Below are 20,608 nucleotides of genomic sequence, written 5' to 3' on the forward strand. Positions count from 1 at the left end.
AATGAGGCGTTGCCTGAGCAACGCCTCATATGAGCTTTGGTGAACGAATCTACTCTTGCTATCCCCTGAGTCAGCGCAGGGCGGCACCAATCAACATTCGACGATATTAACCGCCAGGCCGCCTTTGGCGGTTTCCTTGTACTTGCTGCGCATATCTTTGCCGGTATCCATCATGGTCTTGATCACCTTATCCAGGGAAACCTTATGATTACCGTCGCCGCGCAGCGCCATACGTGAAGCGTTGATCGCCTTGACGGCGCCCATGGCATTACGCTCGATACAGGGAACCTGTACCAGGCCGCCGACAGGATCGCAGGTCAACCCCAGATTGTGTTCCATACCGATTTCCGCCGCGTTTTCGACATGCTCGACCGTACCACCCATGATCTCGGTCAGTGCGGCTGCTGCCATGGAACAAGCCACGCCGACTTCGCCCTGACAACCAACCTCGGCTCCGGAAATGGAGGCGTTTTTCTTGTACAGAATACCTATGGCCGCGGCCGTCAATAGAAAGCGGCTACAGACATCTTCATCCACTTCCTGAACAAAGGTGTCGTAGTAGCAGAGCACGGCGGGGATGATACCGGCGGCGCCGTTGGTCGGGGCCGTTACCACCCGATCGCCGGCAGCATTTTGCTCATTCACCGACAGGGCAAACAAGTCCACCCAATCCATGGCATTGAGGGGATCTATGTTGTTGCGGCCCTCAGCCTTGAGGCGGCGATACAGCGCCGGGGCGCGGCGGCGCAGCTTGAGACCGCCGGGCAAAATACCTTCTTTCTGATAGCCTTTCTCCACGCAGGCCTTCATGGTTTGCCAGATATGCCACAGTTTGGCTTTGACTTCACTCTCTGGGGCTATGCTGAGCTCATTGGCCATCATTAATGAAGAGATGCTCAGGCCATTGTCGCAGCACAGCTCCAAGAGTTCGCTGGCGGTATTGAAATCGTAAGGAGCCTGGGCAATGGGGGTCGCAGGAGAGGCGTTACGCTGCTGAATTTCATCCTCATCGAGAATAAAACCGCCGCCGACCGAATAGTAAGTGCGTTGATACAAACACTCTCCGCCCTTGAGGGCGCAGAGTGTCATGGCGTTGGCGTGTGCAGGCAGTGTCTTGCGTCTGTGGTAGGTGATGCCATCTTCGCGGGTAAACTTAACCTTACGGCCATCGCTGAGTGTCAGTGTCTGGCTGTCGGCCACCTCTGCCAGAATCGTCTCTATGCTGTCGGTATCGACGGTTTCCGGATCTTCCCCCATCAATCCCAGGATCACCGCCTTGCCCGTACCGTGGCCCTTGCCCGTTTGTCCAAGAGAGCCAAAAAGCTCGGCCTGCAGTTCGTCGACCTGTCCAAGTAAGTCATCTGCAGCCAGTTGTTCGATAAAGATTTTGCCCGCTTTCATCGGACCCACGGTATGGGAACTGGAGGGCCCTATACCTATCTTGAACATATCGAATACGCTAATCATTTGGTTAACCCTGTTGCTGTTTCGTTGTTATTTTAGTCATTGGGAGGCGCATTGCTCGCGCATACGCAGGTTTCGGAGTAACCTTGACCCAGAGTTACTCTGCCCATAGGGCAAGTATCCCATACTTTTGGCCTGGAATATCATTAGTTATTTTTATCAAACTATGGTCGGATTAGCCTTGCTAACAATGGGATTGACCCTAGTCGCGCTATCCTGGCAGCCATACCTGTATCGGGGCTAACACCATTTCGTACCTTTTTCAGTCGCTTTCATGCGCGGTACCCTGTTGGAGATGTTTATGAGTCACTTAATGCTGGATCTTGCCTCTGTCGAGTTGACGCCAGAGGAGGCCTCTGTCCTGCAGCACCCGGCCGTTGGCGGCCTAATCCTTTTCAGCCGTAATTACCAAGACAGAGAGCAACTGATAGCCCTGATCCGTGCGGTTCGCAGTGTGCGTCCCGAACTGCTGATCGCCGTCGACCATGAAGGGGGCAGGGTACAGCGTTTTCGAAAGGGGTTTACCGAAATCCCAGCCATGGGCGATATATTGCCGGCAGCCGCAGGCTCGCTGGAGCTGGCGACAACCTGGGCCAAAGAGCTGGGCTTCCTGATGGCCGTTGAGCTCTTGGCTTGTGACATAGATTTAAGCTTTGCCCCTGTGCTCGATCTCAATGGTATCAGTCAGGTGATAGGCACTCGCAGTTTCGCCTCAAAGCCCGAGCAGGTCACGGCTCTGGCAGCGGCCTTTATTGAAGGCATGACTGAGGCCGGTATGGCCGCGGTGGGCAAACATTTTCCCGGCCACGGCAGCGTCGAGGCCGATTCCCATATTGCCCAGCCGGTCGACCCGCGCAGTTACCAAGAGATTGCCGAGTGTGACATGCAGCCTTTTTCACAGCTGATCGCCAGAGAGATGCTCCAAGGCATTATGCCGGCTCATGTCATTTATCCCGAAGTAGACCCTAACCCAGCCGGTTTTTCATCTTTTTGGCTCAAACAGGAGCTGCGCGGCAAATTGGCCTTTAACGGGGTGATTTTTTCGGACGATCTCGGCATGAAAGGGGCGGCGGTAGCCGGAGACTATCAGGCCAGGGCCAGAGCGGCACTGGATGCCGGCTGTAACATGGTATTGGTATGCAATGACCCTGAGGGTGCCAGAAGTCTTCTGGGGGACTTCCCTTGGCCAGAGAGCAATCCTTTCCCGGCTGCAACATTAAGGGCCGACCCCGTAAAGGTAATGCGTGCATTACAGGATGAAGTACGCTGGGACCGGGCCCGCGAGCTGGCGGCCAGAATTTCATCCACAAAAAATTGATTTGGCACAATATAGGTGCAAACTAACTTGGTTAGTTTGAAACCTGTATAACCATGACTGGAAATGAGACTTGAGGAAACAAAATGATTTTGTATTTTCACGGATTTGATGCCACCAGCCCGGGTAATCATGAAAAAGTCAGGCAGTTACAGTTCATTGATGATGATGTGCGTCTCATCAGCTACAGCACCCAGCATCCCAGACACGACATGCAGCATCTGCTGAATGAGGTCAGTAAACAGCTTAAACTCACCGATGACCCCCATCCATTGATCATAGGTGTGGGGCTGGGTGCCTATTGGGCCGAGCGAATCGCTTTTCTGTCCGGGCTCAAGGCGGTATTGGTCAACCCCAATCTGTGGCCGGAGGAAAATATGCCCGGCAAGATAGACAGGCCGGAAGAGTATGCCGATATTGCCAGCAAATGCGTGACCGATTTTCGCAGTAAGAACCGTAACCGTGCCCTGTGCCTGCTGTCGACCGAGGATGAGGTCTTGGATAGCACCCGCAGTCATGCCTTGCTCAGCCGCTATTATGAAGTGATTTGGGACAAACAACAGAGTCATAAGTTTGCTTCGCTGGCGAGCCATTTGACTCAGATAAAAGCCTTCAAGCAAACAGAGGGGGTTGAACGGGTAGGATAAATATCCACTCATACGGTAAATTGAGTGCTTTTTGTGATCCAAGTCACGAGAGTGCCTCCGGGTTGTTTTTCAGTTTGTTTCGCTGGTTGCATCGGGCCATTGACTGTGTAAAGTTACCAACCATGGCGAGTTTGATACAGAATGTTACATTCGGTTATTCATACAGTGCCAGACCTTTTGCGTATGTCGCCCGATGCAGCTAACACTCTTTTGTTAGCTGTTTTTTTTGCTTTTTTGTTAATCAACTGCTTGATTTATAAGCATGGCAACACAAGGCCACCAAGACAAGTCTACAAGGAGACGCCCATGAAGCGGGTGCTGCTGACTGTGAAAGGCAAGGTGCAGGGAGTCTGTTTCAGACGCTTTACCCAGCAAAAGGCTCAGTCACTTGGGGTGACAGGCTATGTGCGCAACAAAGAAGATGGTTCGGTCGAGGTGTTGGCGCAGGGCGCCTTCCCGGCGGTCGACCACTTGATTGCCTGGTGCGAGCAAGGGCCACCTCAGGCACGGGTCGATGGGGTGTATGTAGAGGAAGACGAGGCAGATGAGATTTACCTCGACTTCTCTATCAGTGATTGATCAGGGCTCTTCGCCACCATCGGCTTGAGTTTGGCTGCCCGGCTGGGCCATACGCCTTACCTGTAGGATCATCCCCATTCTGGGATGATCGAAGTAGTGTATTTCCCCGCTGCGAATACGGCGATTCTGTTCCATGGGAATGCTGTAAAGAAAGGGGGTTTGCAGCTCAGGTTCGCCTTCCTGGGTGGCCAGAGATTTATAGCCGGCCTCCCTCAAGTTAAAGCGGGTTTCCACATAGAGATAATGGCTGAGATAGATATTCAAAAGCCCATCGAACTCCCACACCGCCTTGGGTGTTTTGGGGACCATCAAGCTCCCAAGCGCTGCGTATTCCTCACTGCCCATTTGATTTGGTTCACTTAGGCCATTGCCTATTGCCTGCCCAGGCAGTTTGTCTTCCGACAAGCCATTCAAAGAGGAGCTTGAAGTCGTGTCCAACTGGCTCTGGGATAAACCTGACTGCCTGAACTGCGAGCCAAAGTTACGGCCACCAAAGAGATGCATCGCCTCTGCTCTATGGCGAGGTTTCATCTGTTGCTGCCAGGTGAGGTGCAAAAGCCCTTTCAAACCGCTCTGCCGCTTGAGGGCATTGATAACACCGCCAAATTGGGCCTGGTTCTCACTGAGCAGCAAGGCGCCGGGTTGGCTGGCTGTGCTGCTGTCTCTGGGACTGATATTCACAGGCAACTGCTTGGGCATACGGATTTCCGCTTGCTGCTGTTGGCAAGGCAAACCGGCGGCATCCGCTTGAGTCGTGTTATCGGTCTGGGCCAGAGATATCACTTGGCCTGCCTGAAGGGGACGGCTGCGCTGTGAGTCAAAGGTATCTTTATTGAGAGCCTTATCTGCTGCGCTGTCTGCGGATTGAGATTGCCATTGCGGATCACAGTCTCCCACAGCCATGCTGCTTGAGCTGATTTCGGTGGCGACCTGGGGAGTGATCAAGTCTATGGTCTTGTTCAGCTTGAGCTCCAGCGGCGTATCCGGCCACTTTTCCGTGCTTGGCCCGGGGCGCTCAAACAGGTATACCTCGACTTCGTACCAAGGGTATTGTGCCGCCTGCAATACAGGCGAAAGTGTCAGCCCCAGAGCCAGGGTTGCCAGCATATTTCGATACACTATTTTTCTCCCACAGTGTGTTGTGCCAGTTGTTGCAGCAGTAGACCCACCATCTCCAGGCGTTCTTTACTGCTTTCGGCCGCCAGGGTGAACTTTAACTTATTCGGTCCATCCATTCGATAGATTTGTGGCTGGGATTGCAACAGGCCAATGATAAAGCCGGGATCGATAATATGATCGTCACCGAACTCGACACTGCCGCCGCGGGCGTGAAAATCCAGTTTCTTCAGCCCGAGCGCGGTGGCCTGATGCTTGTACAGTGTCAGTTGCATCAGGTTACGGGTGGCTTCAGGCAACAAACCGAAACGGTCAATCAGTTCTACCTTGAGCTCATCCAGCGCCGCTTCCGTAGTGCAGTTGGCTATCCGTTTGTAGAGCGATAGGCGAATATTGACATCGCCCACATAGTCTTCCGGCAACAGCGCCGGGATCCTCAGCTCGATTTCGCACTGCTGGTTGAGCATCTGCGCCAGGGATGGCTCCTTGCCCTGTTTCAGCGCCTTGACCGCCGACTCCAGCATCTCCATATAGAGGCTGAAGCCTATCTTGGAGATATGGCCGCTCTGCTCATCCCCCAGCAATTCACCGGCGCCGCGGATCTCCAGATCCTGAGTCGCCAGCATAAAGCCGGCGCCAAGATCTTCCAGGGCATCAATCGCTTCCAAACGCTTGCGGGCATCTGAGGTCATGCGTTTCGGATGCGGGGTCATCAGATAGGCATAAGCCTGGTGATGGGAGCGGCCAACCCGGCCCCTGAGCTGATGCAGCTGCGCCAACCCGAAGGTGTCGGCCCGCTCTATGATGATGGTGTTGGCGCTCGGCACATCGATACCGGTTTCAATAATGGTGGTACACACCAACACGTTGTAGCGTCTGTGGTAGAAATCGGACATTACCCGCTCCAGCTCGCGCTCACGCATCTGGCCGTGGGCTACGACCACTCTGGCATCGGGCAACAGCTCGCGCAACTCCTCGGCGCGTTTCTCTATGCTCTCCACATTGTTGTGCAGGTAATAGACCTGGCCGCCACGGAGGATCTCCCGCTCTATGGCCTCACGGACACTGGCCTTGTCGTATTCGCGCACGAAAGTTTTCACCGCCAGGCGTTTGGCCGGCGGGGTGGCGATAATCGACAGATCCCGCATGCCGGACATGGCCATATTCAGGGTGCGGGGAATAGGGGTCGCCGTCAGGGTGAGAATATCCACATTGGCCCTGAGCGCCTTGATCTTCTCTTTCTGCCGTACCCCGAACCTGTGTTCCTCATCTATGATAAGCAGACCGAGGGCGTCAAATTTCACCTCGCTGTTGAGCAGCTTATGGGTGCCGATAACAATATCCACCTTGCCGTTTGCCAGGTCGGCAATCACCTGTTGCTGCTCTTTGGCGGTGCGAAAACGGGACATGACTTCAATCTGCACCGGCCAGTCGGCGAACCTGTCCTTGAAGTTTTCATAGTGCTGCTGAGCCAGCAGCGTCGTGGGCACCAACACCACCACCTGCTTGCCGGCGTTGACGGCAACAAAGGCGGCGCGCATGGCCACTTCTGTCTTGCCAAAGCCCACGTCACCACAGATCAGACGGTCCATAGCCACCGGTGACTGCATATCGGCGAGAACGGCGGCGATGGAGGTTTCCTGATCCACTGTCTCTTCGAACGGGAAACCCTGGGCGAACAGGGCGTATTCGGCCTCATCCAGTTCACAGGCCTCGCCGGGGCGGGCCTGACGGCGAGCGTAAACATCCAGCAGCTCGGCGGCCACATCGCGAATGCGCTCTATCGCCTTCTTCTTGGCCTTGGCCCAGCTCTCGTTGCCCAACTTGTTGAGGTTGGGGGATTCATCCGGCGCCACGGCGTAGCGGCTGATGAGGTGCAGCGATGACACAGGCACATAGAGTTTGTCGCTACCGGCGTATTCCAGCTTGAGGTATTCGGCCACCACGCCGCCGGTATCCAGGGTTTCCAGCCCCTGATAGAGGGCGACCCCGTGCTCCAGGTGCACTATGGGTTGGCCGACCTTGAGCTCGGCGAGGTTTTTAATCAGGGCATCGCTGCTGATCTGGCGCTGTTTTTCCCGCCGTCTCTGCTGGGAGATCCGCTGACCGAAGAGTTCGGTCTCGCAAATAATGCTCAGCTTGGGCTCATGGAGTACGCAGCCCTTGGCAAGGGGTGAGACGATTAACCCCAGCTGTGCATCCGAGTCGATAAACGCCTTGAGATGCGGGAACAGTACCGGGCGCAACTCTATCTTGGCCAGAAGCTCCATCAGCGCCTCGCGGCGGCCTTCGGATTCGGCGCTGAGCAGGACTCTGCCTGCCGAGGCGATATAGTCGGCCAATGCCTGCAAGGGCTGCTTCAGCTTATGGTTGACCGAGATATCCGGCAGCGTGCTTACTGCAGCCAATTGCTGCGGTTTTTGGGCATCCACCTGGCTTAGTTGCAGTCTTGGCCAGCGCTTGAAGGCGGCAAACAGCTGCTCGGTCAACAGATATAGGTCTGCCGGGGCCAGCAAGGGCCGCAGCGGATCGACCCGCCTGTCTTCATAGCGATTGCGCACCTGAGTCAGGTGGGTGTCGGCGGCCTGCTGCAGGTCGCCCAGCGTCAGCAGTTGCACATCGCCGGCAAAATAGTCGAATAGGGTCGCGGTTTCATCAAAGAACAAGGGCAGGTAGTTTTCGATACCGGCGGGCATCAAATGGCGGCTCACCTGCTGATAGATGGACTCGGGCTCTTTAACCAATACTTCAAAATAGCGCCGATAACGCTGGCGGAAGCCTTCTATGGCCCGTTCATCAGTGGGGAACTCCTTGGCCGGCAGCATTCGTACCTGCGACAGGGGGTCCTTGGATAGCTGGGTTTCAGGATCGAAATGGCGAATCGATTCCACTTCATCATCGAACAGTTCAATTCGCAACGGCTCGGCTGAGCCCATGGGAAAGATATCCAGAATCGAGCCGCGAATGGCAAATTCGCCATGTTCATAAACCTGACCGACCAGATGATAACCGGCGCTGACCAAGTGCTCGCGCATCTGTTGCAGGCTGTAGTTGTCGCCCTTATTCAGTAACATCACATTGGCCGACAGGAAAGACTTGGGCGGCAGTCGCACCATCAGGGTGTTGATGGGCACTATTACCAGGGCGCGCTTGGCACTCGGCAACCTTGACAGGGTTTCCAGCCGCTGGGAGATTAGATCCTGATGCGGCGAAAAGCTGTCGTAGGGCAGGGTCTCCCGGTCGGGAAACAACCACACGGGCAGGGCATCACCCAAAAGGTATTTGAGTTCGGCTTCCAGTGTCAGGGCGGTTGGCGTATCCGCTGTTACCAACAGGCTGACACCTTGATGTTGGCGGGCGAGGTTGGCCAAGGTCAGCGCGCGCTCCACGCCTTCGCCGAGGCCGAGATGGCGTATCTCGCCGGCCTTTGGGGCACCCTCAGGCGCCAGTACAGAAAACTTATTCATTGAAGATGTGATAACAGATTCATTCTGAATGGATTGCGCACCATTGTAGAGATTTAGGATGGCTCGTGCCAGTTGGGATCCTGACTGGCCTTACGCCGCTTGAGCTGCTTTTGTTGCACGCTGAGACTGGCCTTGACCAAGAGTTCGATATCGGCATCCTGGATCACCCGATAGTCGAGATCGGCCAGAAACTGGCCTTCATGGCCTGGGTCGGCGCGGCATTCCCGCACCGAGGCGATGCACTGCAAGGACAGGATTTCATCGCGAATAAACAGGGTCAGCTTGCAAAATGTACCGGCGTCCAGTGCCTGGGGTAACTGCACCCGCACGCCGCTGCCGCCAAATTGCACCCCGGGGCAGTGTTGGCCTTCGCGGCTCTCCTGCTCCAATACGTGCTGTAACACCAGATCTATCTTACGGGACTGGAGTTTGAGGTAGTCGACAATCGCCCGGCCCTCATCGCCGAGTTGCCTCAGCTGCAATAAACAGCCGGCTTCCAGCGCCTTGACCTCGCTCATCAGTTTCAAGCCGGTGGATTGCATCGCCAGCAGTTGGCTCTCGGTCGGCAAGGGAGCGTCCTTGGGCCAGAGGCTGAGATAGACATCGAAGGCGTGGGGCACGCTGAAGTATGGATTGGATTCAGGAAACAAGGTCCCGCCTCTTGTATTTACCCGGTCAATCCACCTATTATCGTGCCCACTTCATTGATTTAGCAAGCGCAGCGCACAGGACATGCTATCCCTCTCATGAATCCGGGACTCTCATTTTACATAGGTTATCGTTACTGGCGTGCCCGCAAGGCCAACGCTTTTGCTTCCTTTATTACCTTCTTCGCCGTCAGCGGGATTTTTCTCGGGGTGGCAGCATTGATTATTGTCAGCTCTGTGATGAACGGCCTGGAAGGCCAACTCAAGACCCGTATCCTGGGGGCCATTCCACAACTGACAGTACATACAGACCACTCTTTTGATGACTGGCAAAGCTTTAAAGGCGATTTGCAACAATTGCCCGGCGTGCTTGGGCTGGCGCCTTCGGCGACCACCCAGGCGATGGCCCAGTCGGCCGATAATATCAGTGCGGTGCAGCTCTATGGCATCTACCCCGAGGCCGAAAAAAATCTCTCGGTTGTAGCCAAACACGCCTATCTGGATGCCTTCGATTCGCTCAGCAGCGGCAGCTACCGGGTGTTGTTGGGCTCAGAACTGGCACGGCGGCTCAATGTTGCCACCGGAGACAAGCTGCGCCTGCTCAGCGGTGATGGTGTGGTGTACTCGCCGCTCGGGCCTGTTCCCAGCCAGCGAATTTTTGAAGTGGCAGGTATTTTTGAGATGGGTTCTCAGGTCGATGCCGGGGTGGCTTTTCTGCACTATGAAGATGCCCGCCGCTTGATGCGTCAGTCGCCAAAGCAAATTCAGGATCTCAGGCTGTTTCTGAGTGACCCCTTCAGCGCCCCGGCGCTGGCGCCCAAGGTTGAACATTTGTTCGAAGATAAGGGAGTCGAGGTGAGCGTCAGCGACTGGCGTGACAGTTATGGCCATCTCTTCGCCGCGGTGAAGATGGAAAAGAACATGATGTCTTTGATGTTAAGCCTGATTGTCGCAGTGGCAGCCTTCAATATCGTCTCGGCGCTGGTGATGATGGTGGTGGATAAAACTGCCGATGTCGCCGTGCTCAAGACCCAAGGGCTGGGCAGGTTGGATATCATGACCATTTTTATCTCCCAGGGCTCTCTCAATGCCCTGATAGGCCTGGCGCTGGGCCTAGGGGTTGGCATAGTGGCCACCCTCAACATCAATCCGCTGCTGTCGACTCTGGGGATCGCCGTATTGGGCGCCGGGCAGAGGTTACCCGTGCAGCTGGAACCGCAGCAACTGGTGCTTATCGCCATCGGCACTCTGCTGATGACCCTGGCCGCCACCTTGTACCCGGCTATTCGGGCCGCCCGGGTAGAACCTGCGACTGCACTTAGATATGAATAAGAGAATCAATACCATGCAACAAGCCGCGCTCCTTGAAGCCAAAGCCGTCAGCAAGAGTTATCAGGAAGGTAAGCTCAGCACCAAGGTGCTGGAGCAGGTCGACCTCAAGGTGTATCCGGGGGAGCAGTTGGCGATTGTCGGCAGTTCGGGCTCGGGCAAGAGTACCTTATTGCATATTCTTGGCACCTTGGATAAGCCCTCTGCCGGTCAGGTGTTGCTCGAAGGCGAGGATTTATACAAGGCCTCGGCTTCCCGCCAGGCACAGCTGCGCAATCAGGCGATGGGCTTTATCTACCAGTTCCATCATCTGTTACCCGAATTCAATGCCCTGGAAAACGTGGCCATGCCGGGGCTGATTGCCGGTCGACCCAAGGCGGAAGTGCGAGCGCAGGCCAGGGCCTTGCTCGAAAGAGTGGGGCTGGGACATAGATTGGATCATACCCCGGCGGAGCTTTCCGGTGGTGAGCGCCAGCGGGTGGCCATTGCCAGGGCCTTGATCAACAGCCCCAAAGTGGTACTTGCCGATGAACCTACGGGTAACCTGGATGCCCACAGCGGCGAGGCTGTCTATGAGCTTATCCGCGAGCTGGCCTCGCAACTGGGCACGGCTTTTGTGGTGGTAACCCATGATCATCAACTGGCGGCCAGGATGGATAGGCAGCTGCAGATGGTCGATGGTCGTTTGTCGGCGCCGGAGGCGGGCCAATGACGGCGCATCCCGCCTTGCTGCCCCTGGTCATCGGCTGGCGCTTTTACCGTGCCCGCCAGAGCAGCAGCTTTATCAGTTTTATCTCTTTTGCCTCCACCGCAGGTATCGCCCTCGGGGTTGCCGTGCTTATTCTGGTGCTGTCGGCGATGAACGGCTTTGAGCGCGAGCTGGAGCAGCGCCTGCTCGGGGTTGTGCCCCAGGGGGAGTTGAGCCAGGTTCGTGAACCTATTCATGACTGGCGTCAGATAGTGTCGGACGCCGAGCAAATCGACGGCATCAGCGCCGCCGCTCCGCTGGTACGCATGCAGGGGTTGGTGCAAAAGCCGGGCGGTTTTGTCGGCTTGTCTGTGGTGGGGGTTAACCCCGAGGCCGAAGCGCGGGTTTCGACCCTGAATCAGTATCTGACACAGGAAAGCTGGCAGAGCCTTGCGGGCGACAGCAATCATATCGTGCTGGGCCAGGGGATGCTGGACAAACTGGGACTTAAGGTGGGTGACCGCCTGACCCTCTATCTGCCATCACCCCATGGCAAGGGCAGTGGTCAACTGGCGCAGGCCCGCAGTCATTCACTGTTGATAAGCGGCAGTTTTCGTCTCGGCGGCGAGCTTGAATACACCACGGCTTATGTGCCCATGGCCTATGCCCAGCGCCTGCTTGGGCTTGGAGACGAGGTGACCGGGGTGAGAATCAAGGTTGAGCGGGTATTTGAAGCGCCGCGGCTGATTCGCGAGCTGGGTTATGCCCAGAGCCAGACTTTGTATCTCAACGACTGGACCCGCACCCAGGGCCACCTCTACCAGGACATTCAGCTGGTGCGCACTGTCATGTATCTGGTGCTGGCATTGGTAATAGGTGTGGCCTGTTTCAACATAGTCTCCACCCTGGTAATGGCGGTGCGTGACAAGGCTTCGGAAATCGCCATCTTGATGACCATGGGACTTAAGCGCGGCGCCGTGATGCTGGTATTTATTGTCCAGGGCGCGCTCAATGGTGTGCTCGGCTGCGCCATAGGAGCTCTACTAGGGGGACTGCTGGCCAAGAATCTCTCGGCCATCGCCAAAGGGATTGAGCAGTTGACCGGGCATAAGTTGCTCTCGGGGGATATCTATTTTATCGATTTCTTGCCATCCAGGCTCGAGTTGGCGGACGTACTGGTCGTGGTGGCTATGGCGCTGCTGATGAGTCTGCTGGCTACCTTGTATCCGGCGTACAGGGCCAGTCGAATCGCCCCGGCAACCGCCCTGGCCGGGCGCTGATAAGCGACAAGCAGATCTTAAATAGCAAGAACCCGGCCATGGCCGGGTTCTTGCTATTTGTTGGCTGAATATGCTTTGGGTTGTCAAGTTTGGTCAGCGCTAAAACCATTCAATCCTGAATTGTGCCGCTCCAGTTACGTTACTGCCAGCAGCAATTACTTACGTCGTTTTTGCCACTGCAGATAGATGGAGTACTGCCAGGCACTCTTGATCACAAAATATCCCGTCAGGGCACTGACCACACCCAATACCAAACAACCGAGCAGGAAAGGTGGGCCTATGGTACTGATGGAAGATTCTATCCAGGCCCAACTGGCTTCGAAGGTAAACTGCTGCGGCGGGTGATTGAGCAGCTTGGCGCCTATCAAATAGGCCAGATAAAACATGGGCGGCATGGTCACAGGGTTGGTAATCCAAACCAAGGCGACCGACACCGGCAGATTGACGTGGAAGTAGATTGCCAGCGCGGCGGCCAGCACCATTTGGAACGGCATCGGCATCCAGGCAACAAACAGGCCTATGGCGAAGGCGCCGGGGGCAGAGCGGCGATTCAGTGCCCAGAGGTTGGGTTTGTTCAGCAGGCTGCCGAAGATCTTGAGGTGTTTATGATTCCTCAGTTTCTCCGGATCGGGCATGAATCTCTGAATGATCTTTTTTGGCATAGGCTTGGATTGCTGTCTTAAATTACTCAATGATGAATCAATGCTTATCGGGCTTTTGCATCGCTGTACTCTCGGCCATGCTTTGGCCTTGGATACCGCCCTTATTCTCATTGCCAATTATTGCAGTGCTGCTGGTCTTGTGCCTCAGAGTCTTGAGCGGGAGCTGGGTTCCCAAGGGAAGTGCTTTGCTCTATGGTGCTTTGGGCGGCGTGCTGTGGGTCAGTGTTTACTGTCAGTTAGTTATTGATATTAAAAGCCTTACTGACTCATCATCCAGCTCTGAAACGTCTGTTACTCAGACACTGCGGGGCGAAATCATATCACTAGTTTCTGCAAACGGCGACTGGATCCGTATGGATATTCGGCCAATTGATGATAATTCTTCAACCCTGTTGGCACCCCTGGCCTCCATGTGGCGTTTGAGCTGGCAGGGGGATGCATTGCCGTCACCGCAATTGGGTGAGGTGTGGCAGTTTGAAGTCAAACCCAGAACCTTCGCCGCCGTGCTCAATCAGGGCGGCTTCAATCGTCAGCGCTATCTGCTCGGCGAGCGGATAGCCGCCAGAGGCCAGGTGATATCAGGTGAGCGGCTGTTGCCATCAACTGGGCTCAGGGCACGTTTGGTCACGGAATTAACTCCCGTATTGGCCGAAATCGACGGCGGCGATCTGCTGCTGGCGCTGACCTTGGGTGAGCGGTCACTCTTTTCCAAGGCGCGCTGGCAAGAGCTGCGTCAATCCGGCAATGCCCACCTGGTGGCGATTTCCGGTCTGCATCTTTCGGTGGTCGCCTTCTGGTGTTATCTGCTGAGTTTTGGAGCGCTCAAGCGTTGGGCATCCGTCTATGGACGGCGCAATTTGGTGTTGGCTTCTTTGGCGGCGTTGCTGATGGCACTCTTTTATGCCTACCTGGCAGGTTTTGCCATTGCCACCCAAAGAGCCTTGCTGATGCTGTTTTTGCTGGTGCTCTCTTCATTAATGATGCGCTATGCCTCGGCCTGGGATCGGCTGCTGTGGGCGCTGGCCTGTGTGCTCTTGATTGACCCCTTGGCCAGCCTCAGCGGCGGCTTTTGGTTGTCATTCTCGGCACTGGCGTTAATTTTGCTGAGCCTTAATCATCAAGTTCATAATCCTAACGCTCTGGAGCAGCAGCAAGTACTGACCCTCTGGCCCGCCAAGCTCAAGCGCTGGGCCTTGGCATTTTGGGCGATACAGTGGCGTCTATGTCTGGGGCTGTCGTTACTGCAGGCGGTACTCTTTGGCGCCGTGACAGTTCACAGCCTGTGGCTCAACTTGCTGCTGGTACCTTGGTTCAGTTTACTGGTGATCCCTCTGACGCTGTTGGCACTGCTGCTGTGGTTGATTTTTTCCGCTCTCGGCATGGATGCAGTGGCACTCATGCCTTGGCAATTGGCATCTCTCAGTCTCTGGCCGGTGCAAAAATTATGGCAGTTCAATAGTCAGCTTCCCGGCGGCTGGCTCATGTTGCCGCAGGCTCTCAGCGCCGCGGCGCTGTTGCTATTCCCGGCATGGTTTTGTTGGCGTTTACTGCCCAAGGGGCGGGGAGTGGCCATGCTGCTGATATTGCCCTTTGTACTGCAGCTCGGGCTATGGCTTGGCCTGCTCAAACCCAAGGGCTGGCAAATGCATATGTTGGATGTAGGCCAGGGGCTGGCTGTGGTGGTACAAAAGGGGCCTAATGCATTGCTCTATGATACAGGTGCGGCTTTTGGCGAGCGTTTCAGTTACGCAGAGCGGGTGATAGTGCCTTTCCTTGGCGCCAAAGGCGTGACCAAGCTCGATTTCCTTATTGTCAGCCATGGCGATAATGACCATGCAGGCGGCGCCCAAGTGCTGATGCAGGCCTTTGACAAGGCAGGTTTGATAACCGATGTTTCTGAGCTCAAGAGCAGTCATCCAAAGCGTTGGCACAGGGGCTGCCGTCCGGGGATGTTCGAGTGGCAAGGGATAGAGCTGAACTTTCTCGGCCCCGAGCAGCCAAAGCCAGGCAACAACGGTTCCTGCGTGCTGCAACTCTTCGATGGACATCATAGGGTACTGTTGCCGGGGGACATAGAGCTGGCCGCCGAGGTTGCCTTATTGCACAAAAAGGCTCACTTGAGAGCGATATTTTACTGGCGCCACATCATGGCAGCCGCACTTCATCTCACCCGGAGTTTATCGGTGCTGTGGCGCCGAAATGGGTGTTGTTTGCTGCCGGATATGGCAATCGTTGGGGATTTCCCAAAGAGGAGATACGTTTGAGATATCACGCCTTTGGAGCCCAAGCCTTGATTTCCGGCGAGCTGGGGCAGGTGAGTATCCACTTTGATAGCCAAGGTTATACAGTGCACAGTTACCGCGAGGATATGGCGCCATTTTGGTATAACCGCTTGTTTGGGTTTGGTATGGCAGGGAATCCAGAGTAGAATGGCGACTTTGTCATAAATATAGTTTCGCTGATGAGCACATCTCAACAACGTGAAGTCTGGACGGTTTTCAGACGTTTGCTGTCCTACCTCAAGCCTCTCAAAGGGGTATTTATCATCTCGATTCTGGCGTTGATCACCTATGGGGTTGTGGACGCTACTTTTATCGCTTTTGTGAAACCTTTTATTGATGAAGGGTTTGCCAATAATTCGGTCGTTGCCGGCGTGGAGCTGGGCACCTCCAAAGGGTTTAATGCCAGCTCGGATGTGTTGACCATGGCCCCCTTCGTAGTAGTGGGGCTGTTCAGTCTTAGGGGATTGGCCAACTTTGTCTCTACCTATGGCATCTCTTATATCAGTGCCAAGCTTATTCAGGACATGCGTCAGCAGGTGTTTGAACACATACTGTCGCTGCCTGTCAGCTATATGGACAAGGAAAACACGGGTTCCTTGATCTCCAAAGTAACCTTCGACACAGAGCAAATTGCCAGAGCCTCCGGCAGCGCGCTGATCACCTTGGTGAGAGACAGCGTCACTGTCATCGGCATGCTGGGGTTGATGTTCTATTACTCCTGGAAGCTGTCGCTTTGCATTCTGATCATTGGTCCTTTCATCGGGGTGGTGATTGCCGTTGTCAGTCGCCGCTTCCGTAAGGTATCGCGGCAGATCCAGGGCGCCATGGGATCAGTGACTGCAGTGACCGAGCAGATGATCAAGGGCCACAAGAACGTGTTGTCTTTCGGCGGTCAGAAGACTGAGGCCGAGCGTTTTGCCAAAGTTAACGATCAAAACCGCTATCAGAACATGAAGTTGGCAGCGGCCCAGGCCATCAGCCAACCGCTTATTATGATCATAGGTTCCTTTGCATTGGCCTTTGTACTCTATGCTGCGAGCTTTGACAGCCTGAAGGATGAACTGACCGCGGGTACCTTTGCCACTATCCTCGGTGCCATGCTCGCCATGCTGCAGCCCATCAAGAACCTCACCCGGGTTAACGCCGAGTTTCAACGCGGTATTGCTGCCTGTACCACAGTGTTTGAGTTGCTGGATACTCCGGGGGAGTCCGATAGCGGCACTCACACAGTCGAGCGGGTTGAGGGTAATCTGCGTTTCGATAACGTCAGCTTTGGTTATCCGGGGCAGGAGCGTCTGGCGCTTGAGAATATCAACTTTGAAGTGCGTCAGGGGCAGACTCTGGCGCTGGTGGGTCGCTCAGGCTCGGGTAAGTCGACCATCGCCAGTCTGGTGACCCGTTTTTACGCTGGACTGAAACAGGGGGAGATTACCCTGGACGATGTCAGTATTTACGACTATTCACTCAAGTGTCTGCGTAGCCAGGTCGCGTTGGTGTCGCAGCAGGTCACTCTTTTCAACGACACCATAGCCAATAATATCGCCTATGCCTATCCAGGCGAGGCGACCCGCGAACAGATAGAAAACGCCGCCAAATTGGCCTATGCGATGGAGTTTATCGAAACCTTGCCCCAAGGACTGGATACCGAGATAGGTGAAAACGGCGTGATGTTGTCCGGTGGTCAACGCCAGCGGATCGCCATTGCCAGAGCCATCCTCAGGGATGCCCCTGTGTTGATCCTCGATGAAGCGACCTCGGCACTGGATACCGAATCAGAGAAGGCGATTCAAAAGGGGCTGGATAACCTGCGCCGCAATCGTACCTCGATAGTTATTGCCCACAGGCTGTCGACCATTGAAAGTGCCGATCAGATTTTGGTGGTCGATCAGGGCAAGATCCTCGAGCGCGGCACGCATCAGAGCTTGCTGGAAAAGGATGGGACGTACGCCAAGTTGTACCAGATGCAATTCGGAGGTTAAGTGGAAGCTCTGCTTAACCGTATCTGGTATCAGAAGCATTGGGCAAGGTGGTTGCTTTGGCCGCTTTCCTGGTTGTTTGCCTTGCTCAGTGGCCTGAGACGCCTGGGGTTTAAACTTGGACTCAAGGCCTCGCAAGCTTTGCCCGTACCCGTGATCATTGTCGGCAACATTACCGTCGGCGGCAGTGGCAAGACGCCTACCGTTATCTATCTGATTGAGTTGCTCAGGCACTATGGTTACCACCCCGGGGTAATAAGCCGTGGTTATGGCAGTGGTCAAACCGAGCCGAGACTTGTGCCCCAAGGCGCCAATCCAACGGATTTTGGTGATGAGCCGGCGATGATAGTGGCCCGCACTCAAGTGCCTATGGCTGTGGGAGTAGATCGTATAGCCACCGCCGAGTTGCTGCTGGCGTCCGCTGAGGTGGATATTATTATCAGCGATGATGGTTTGCAGCATTATCGACTGGCGCGGGATATTGAAGTGGTGGTGCTCGATGCCAGCCGCCGCTTGGGTAATGGCATGTTATTGCCAGCAGGTCCCTTGAGAGAGGGTGAATGGCGCTTGGAGAGTGCCGATTTCGTTATTCACAACGGTGAAGCCAGCGATACTGTCAGAGAGTTTGGTATGCAGCTCATTCCCGGTGCAGTACTGAGTGTCGCAGGGGAAAACCAGACTCAGGCCCCCACAGCGCCTATGGCGGTAAAAGCCATGGCTGGTATCGGTAATCCGGAACGTTTTTTTGAAACTCTCTCTCAGATGGGGTTCAAGCTCGAAGCTCAAGAGGTCTTTGCCGATCATCAGGCCTACAGTCTGGAGGCCTTGACGCCGCTTGGTGATGAACTGCCGCTGCTGATGACAGAAAAAGATGCGATCAAGTGTCGCGAATTTGCAAAACAACACTGGTGGTATTTGGCCGTCAATGCCAAGCTATCACCCCAATTCGATGCCCAATTGCTGACTCGGGTGCGAGAGGCAATGGCAAGCAAACAAAAGGCAAACCAAAAAGGACAGTCTGATGGCGTTTGATAAGAAACTATTGGAAATCGTAGCCTGCCCCATATGTAAAGGCAGACTGGAGTATGACAAGCAGGCACAGCAACTTATCTGTAAGGCAGATAGGCTGGCTTATCCTATCAATGATGGGATCCCTGTGCTGCTGGCTGACAAGGCCGAGCCTTGGCAGGAAAAGCAATAACAGCCCCTGTCCGATACCCCCAATCCGCAATAGCGGATTGGGGTCTACATTTCTACTTCCCTCCCTGGCATCGTCTCCCTCTTTTGTATTAGTTGTTGTGTTTGGAAATTGTTAATTTCATTCATCAATTGTTTTTATCATTAAGCCTCTGTGGTATTAGTCTCTGAAAATGCGTTAAATAGCAGGGTTTTAGCCTAAGTGAATTTGCTTTAATCGCCATTCCCTAAGATACTAATAAGAATTTTCTGTGAACCACCACCAATTCTCGGAAGGGAGTCCTGTCCATGGAGCAACCTAAATTCAATCAATATGTTCTGCGGGTGCTGGAAGCTCATCCCGGGGAGCGTATTTGCTCGTTTGAATATGAGGGTAAAAAATACTGGCTCAAACAGGCGGAGACTCTTCAGGGGGCCATGCGGGTGTTGAAACCCAATCCTCAACTGGCGCTGGAAAAAGAGAAACAGACCCTGGAACATCTGGCCAGCCGCTCTGCACCTGTGCCGCGCATTGTTCAGTCCGATAAGGGCTACTTTGTCGTGGAAGATGCCGGTGTGACAGTCAAAGACTGGTTGGCACTCAAATCGCAGGATCAGCAAGGCATGCAGCAGATCCTCAATGACAGCGCCGCTGCTTTGGCGGGTTTGCACAGTATGGGCTTGGCCCACGGCCGTCCGGCACTCAGGGATATCAGTTGGCAACAGGGACAGGTGACCTTTATCGACTTTGAAGCCAATCAAAAGGGTAAAGACATGCTGATGCAGCAGATAAGGGATCTGCTGGTGTACATTCACAGCTTATACCGCTACATGGGGCCGGCCAACGAGGCGATTGCCCAAGCGATAACCAGTTATCGCCAAGCCGGTGGTGAAGCTATCTGGCATGAGACCAGAAGTTTCCTGGTCAGTTGGCAGTGGTTATATCTGTTGCTGAGGCCGTTTCGCGATATAGGCGGCCGTGATCTCAAGCCCATTTATTGGGTGTTGTGGCATTTTCGCAATATCCCCGCCTGAACCTTGCCGAGTCAATAAACGCCTACAAGTGAGAGGGCCGTCATTCCTCGGTTAATCCGTGATACAGGGTTTTAACCCAGCGCTCCTTGGGGATGAACTGCCAGCCCCATTCCCGCCATGCTTGGGGTAGTTCCGTGGCCTGCATCTGCTCGAGAGTCATACCGCGCTGCTTGCCCTCTTTCATCCAATTGATGCAGTCATCCAGCATATGTTTGAACCTCAGGAGATCGGCCTTGTTGGCCAGTTCACCATGACCTGGAATAACCAAGGTATCCTGATCTATGAGTTCAAGCACGGCCGCGACATTGTCTCTGTAGCCGATGACTGAGCCGCCGTGGTCGAGATCGATAAAAGGAAACCTGTCTTTAAAGAAGAGATCGCCCATATGCACCAGTTTGCGATCCTGCCACAGCACCAGGGTGTCACCATCCGTATGCCCCGGGCCCAGATGAATAAGTTCCAACACCTGGTTGTTGAAGTGAATTTTCAGTCCCTTGTCATAGGTGATAACCGGCAGAGCCTTCTTTTGGGTTGCCTTCTCATTTAACCGTTTGAGCACATTCTCGTGGGCAAGAATGTTGGCGTTTTGGCCAAAGTACAGATTGCCCCCGGTATGATCGCCGTGAAAATGGGTATTGATGACAAAAGCCGGATGGCCCGGCTTGAGACCCTGTAATGCCGCAGAAATCTTCTCTGCCAGCGGCGCAAACTGGTCATCTATGATGAGCAGTCCATCCTCCCCGGCGCTGACACCTATGTTGCCGCCTGTGCCGGTCAACATATAGCGACCTGGCAGCAGTTCATGAGTGGTTATCTTGACCTCGGCATAGGAATTGTTTTCCGCTGCAGCGGCCAAGCTGACAAGTGTAAACAGCACGAGTGATGTAAAGCGTTTAAGCAAACCTGGCATGGGAACTCCAACAAATAGTCGAGTGCTGGGATAAA

The 20,608-nt window shown here is 54.7% G+C and carries 18 protein-coding genes; 12 read left to right on the top strand and 6 right to left on the bottom strand.

What is annotated here, in order from left to right; genetic code table 11:
- Window positions 1–90 precede the first annotated feature (90 nt).
- Window positions 91–1,467, bottom strand: a complete 1,377-nt coding sequence (locus ACSHSR_RS07745) for an L-serine ammonia-lyase (protein ID WP_144220203.1) — start codon at window positions 1,465–1,467, stop codon at window positions 91–93.
- A 298-nt stretch (window positions 1,468–1,765) separates the two neighbouring features.
- Between ACSHSR_RS07745 and nagZ the strand changes: the two genes are divergently transcribed.
- The 3 genes from nagZ (at window position 1,766) to ACSHSR_RS07760 (ending at window position 4,005) form a co-directional block, all read left to right on the top strand.
- Window positions 1,766–2,782 (top strand): beta-N-acetylhexosaminidase, encoded by a 1,017-nt coding sequence (gene nagZ / locus ACSHSR_RS07750; RefSeq protein ID WP_028780490.1) that lies wholly within the window; start codon window positions 1,766–1,768, stop codon window positions 2,780–2,782.
- An 83-nt stretch (window positions 2,783–2,865) separates the two neighbouring features.
- Window positions 2,866–3,426 carry an alpha/beta hydrolase YcfP gene (ycfP, locus tag ACSHSR_RS07755; protein WP_028780489.1) on the top strand — a complete coding sequence of 187 codons (561 nt, stop codon included), beginning with the start codon at window positions 2,866–2,868 and terminating at the stop codon, window positions 3,424–3,426.
- 306 nt (window positions 3,427–3,732) lie between these two features.
- On the top strand, window positions 3,733–4,005 hold the full coding sequence (locus ACSHSR_RS07760) for an acylphosphatase (RefSeq protein WP_025011030.1): 273 nt from the start codon (window positions 3,733–3,735) through the stop codon (window positions 4,003–4,005).
- On the opposite strand, the gene ACSHSR_RS07765 is transcribed toward ACSHSR_RS07760, so the two are convergent.
- The 3 genes from ACSHSR_RS07765 to ACSHSR_RS07775 are packed head-to-tail and all read right to left on the bottom strand — an operon-like array spanning window position 4,006 to window position 9,238.
- Window positions 4,006–5,124, bottom strand: a complete 1,119-nt coding sequence (locus ACSHSR_RS07765) for a CsiV family protein (RefSeq protein WP_208134678.1) — start codon at window positions 5,122–5,124, stop codon at window positions 4,006–4,008. It lies immediately after the preceding gene.
- On the bottom strand, window positions 5,124–8,588 hold the full coding sequence (gene mfd, locus ACSHSR_RS07770; RefSeq protein ID WP_208134677.1) for a transcription-repair coupling factor: 3,465 nt from the start codon (window positions 8,586–8,588) through the stop codon (window positions 5,124–5,126). Before mfd ends, ACSHSR_RS07765 begins: the two co-directional genes overlap by 1 nt.
- Window positions 8,589–8,641: 53 nt before the next feature.
- Window positions 8,642–9,238 (bottom strand): hypothetical protein, encoded by a 597-nt coding sequence (locus tag ACSHSR_RS07775; RefSeq protein WP_236574391.1) that lies wholly within the window; start codon window positions 9,236–9,238, stop codon window positions 8,642–8,644.
- A 96-nt stretch (window positions 9,239–9,334) separates the two neighbouring features.
- Here ACSHSR_RS07775 and ACSHSR_RS07780 point away from each other — a divergent pair, with 96 nt between their 5' ends.
- Genes ACSHSR_RS07780 through lolE form a run of 3 tightly spaced genes read left to right on the top strand, consistent with a single transcriptional unit; the run spans window position 9,335 to window position 12,532 of the window.
- The gene (locus ACSHSR_RS07780; protein ID WP_025888725.1) at window positions 9,335–10,567 is read left to right on the top strand and encodes a lipoprotein-releasing ABC transporter permease subunit; all 1,233 of its coding nucleotides are present in this window, start codon (window positions 9,335–9,337) and stop codon (window positions 10,565–10,567) included.
- On the top strand, window positions 10,560–11,276 hold the full coding sequence (lolD, locus tag ACSHSR_RS07785) for a lipoprotein-releasing ABC transporter ATP-binding protein LolD (protein ID WP_044734777.1): 717 nt from the start codon (window positions 10,560–10,562) through the stop codon (window positions 11,274–11,276). The genes ACSHSR_RS07780 and lolD overlap by 8 nt, the downstream gene beginning before the upstream one ends.
- Entirely contained in the window at window positions 11,273–12,532 is a 1,260-nt protein-coding gene (gene lolE, locus ACSHSR_RS07790) for a lipoprotein-releasing ABC transporter permease subunit LolE (protein ID WP_208134676.1), read from the top strand. The genes lolD and lolE overlap by 4 nt, the downstream gene beginning before the upstream one ends.
- Before the next feature lie 155 nt (window positions 12,533–12,687).
- Here lolE and ACSHSR_RS07795 read toward each other — a convergent pair whose 3' ends face one another.
- Complete coding sequence (locus ACSHSR_RS07795; RefSeq protein WP_025011025.1) at window positions 12,688–13,194, bottom strand: DUF2062 domain-containing protein; 507 nt, start codon at window positions 13,192–13,194, stop codon at window positions 12,688–12,690.
- Window positions 13,195–13,271: 77 nt separating this feature from the next.
- On the opposite strand from ACSHSR_RS07795, the gene ACSHSR_RS07800 reads away from it, so the two are divergent.
- The 6 genes from ACSHSR_RS07800 (at window position 13,272) to ACSHSR_RS07825 (ending at window position 19,663) form a co-directional block, all read left to right on the top strand.
- Window positions 13,272–15,458, top strand: a complete 2,187-nt coding sequence (locus tag ACSHSR_RS07800; RefSeq protein WP_479631513.1) for a DNA internalization-related competence protein ComEC/Rec2 — start codon at window positions 13,272–13,274, stop codon at window positions 15,456–15,458.
- The gene (locus ACSHSR_RS07805; RefSeq protein ID WP_479631389.1) at window positions 15,455–15,622 is read left to right on the top strand and encodes a hypothetical protein; all 168 of its coding nucleotides are present in this window, start codon (window positions 15,455–15,457) and stop codon (window positions 15,620–15,622) included. Before ACSHSR_RS07800 ends, ACSHSR_RS07805 begins: the two co-directional genes overlap by 4 nt.
- A 33-nt stretch (window positions 15,623–15,655) precedes the next feature.
- The gene (msbA, locus tag ACSHSR_RS07810; RefSeq protein ID WP_109247388.1) at window positions 15,656–17,455 is read left to right on the top strand and encodes a lipid A export permease/ATP-binding protein MsbA; all 1,800 of its coding nucleotides are present in this window, start codon (window positions 15,656–15,658) and stop codon (window positions 17,453–17,455) included.
- Window positions 17,456–18,484 carry a tetraacyldisaccharide 4'-kinase gene (gene lpxK, locus ACSHSR_RS07815; protein ID WP_045282658.1) on the top strand — a complete coding sequence of 343 codons (1,029 nt, stop codon included), beginning with the start codon at window positions 17,456–17,458 and terminating at the stop codon, window positions 18,482–18,484. It abuts the gene before it with no gap.
- Entirely contained in the window at window positions 18,474–18,653 is a 180-nt protein-coding gene (locus ACSHSR_RS07820; RefSeq protein WP_025011023.1) for a Trm112 family protein, read from the top strand. Before lpxK ends, ACSHSR_RS07820 begins: the two co-directional genes overlap by 11 nt.
- 284 nt (window positions 18,654–18,937) lie before the next feature.
- Complete coding sequence (locus ACSHSR_RS07825; protein ID WP_208134674.1) at window positions 18,938–19,663, top strand: BUD32 family EKC/KEOPS complex subunit; 726 nt, start codon at window positions 18,938–18,940, stop codon at window positions 19,661–19,663.
- 40 nt (window positions 19,664–19,703) lie between these two features.
- Here ACSHSR_RS07825 and ACSHSR_RS07830 read toward each other — a convergent pair whose 3' ends face one another.
- Complete coding sequence (locus ACSHSR_RS07830) at window positions 19,704–20,573, bottom strand: MBL fold metallo-hydrolase (RefSeq protein WP_479631390.1); 870 nt, start codon at window positions 20,571–20,573, stop codon at window positions 19,704–19,706.
- Between the last annotated feature and the right edge of the window lie 35 nt (window positions 20,574–20,608).

The sequence above is a fragment of the Shewanella sp. VK101 genome, assembly GCF_056497865.1.

Bases quoted from the DNA above. Each gene is read 5' to 3' on its own strand.
- ACSHSR_RS07820 (WP_025011023.1), top strand. From the start codon at position 18,474: ATGGCGTTTGATAAGAAACTATTGGAAATCGTAGCCTGCCCCATATGT.
- ACSHSR_RS07760 (WP_025011030.1), top strand. From the start codon at position 3,733: ATGAAGCGGGTGCTGCTGACTGTGAAAGGCAAGGTGCAGGGAGTCTGT.
- nagZ (WP_028780490.1), top strand. From the start codon at position 1,766: ATGAGTCACTTAATGCTGGATCTTGCCTCTGTCGAGTTGACGCCAGAG.
- ACSHSR_RS07830 (WP_479631390.1), bottom strand. From the start codon at position 20,573: ATGCCAGGTTTGCTTAAACGCTTTACATCACTCGTGCTGTTTACACTT.
- ACSHSR_RS07800 (WP_479631513.1), top strand. From the start codon at position 13,272: ATGCTTTGGCCTTGGATACCGCCCTTATTCTCATTGCCAATTATTGCA.
- msbA (WP_109247388.1), top strand. From the start codon at position 15,656: ATGAGCACATCTCAACAACGTGAAGTCTGGACGGTTTTCAGACGTTTG.
- ACSHSR_RS07745 (WP_144220203.1), bottom strand. From the start codon at position 1,467: ATGATTAGCGTATTCGATATGTTCAAGATAGGTATAGGGCCCTCCAGT.
- ACSHSR_RS07825 (WP_208134674.1), top strand. From the start codon at position 18,938: ATGGAGCAACCTAAATTCAATCAATATGTTCTGCGGGTGCTGGAAGCT.
- lolD (WP_044734777.1), top strand. From the start codon at position 10,560: ATGAATAAGAGAATCAATACCATGCAACAAGCCGCGCTCCTTGAAGCC.
- mfd (WP_208134677.1), bottom strand. From the start codon at position 8,588: ATGAATAAGTTTTCTGTACTGGCGCCTGAGGGTGCCCCAAAGGCCGGC.
- ACSHSR_RS07780 (WP_025888725.1), top strand. From the start codon at position 9,335: ATGAATCCGGGACTCTCATTTTACATAGGTTATCGTTACTGGCGTGCC.
- ACSHSR_RS07795 (WP_025011025.1), bottom strand. From the start codon at position 13,194: ATGCCAAAAAAGATCATTCAGAGATTCATGCCCGATCCGGAGAAACTG.
- ycfP (WP_028780489.1), top strand. From the start codon at position 2,866: ATGATTTTGTATTTTCACGGATTTGATGCCACCAGCCCGGGTAATCAT.
- lolE (WP_208134676.1), top strand. From the start codon at position 11,273: ATGACGGCGCATCCCGCCTTGCTGCCCCTGGTCATCGGCTGGCGCTTT.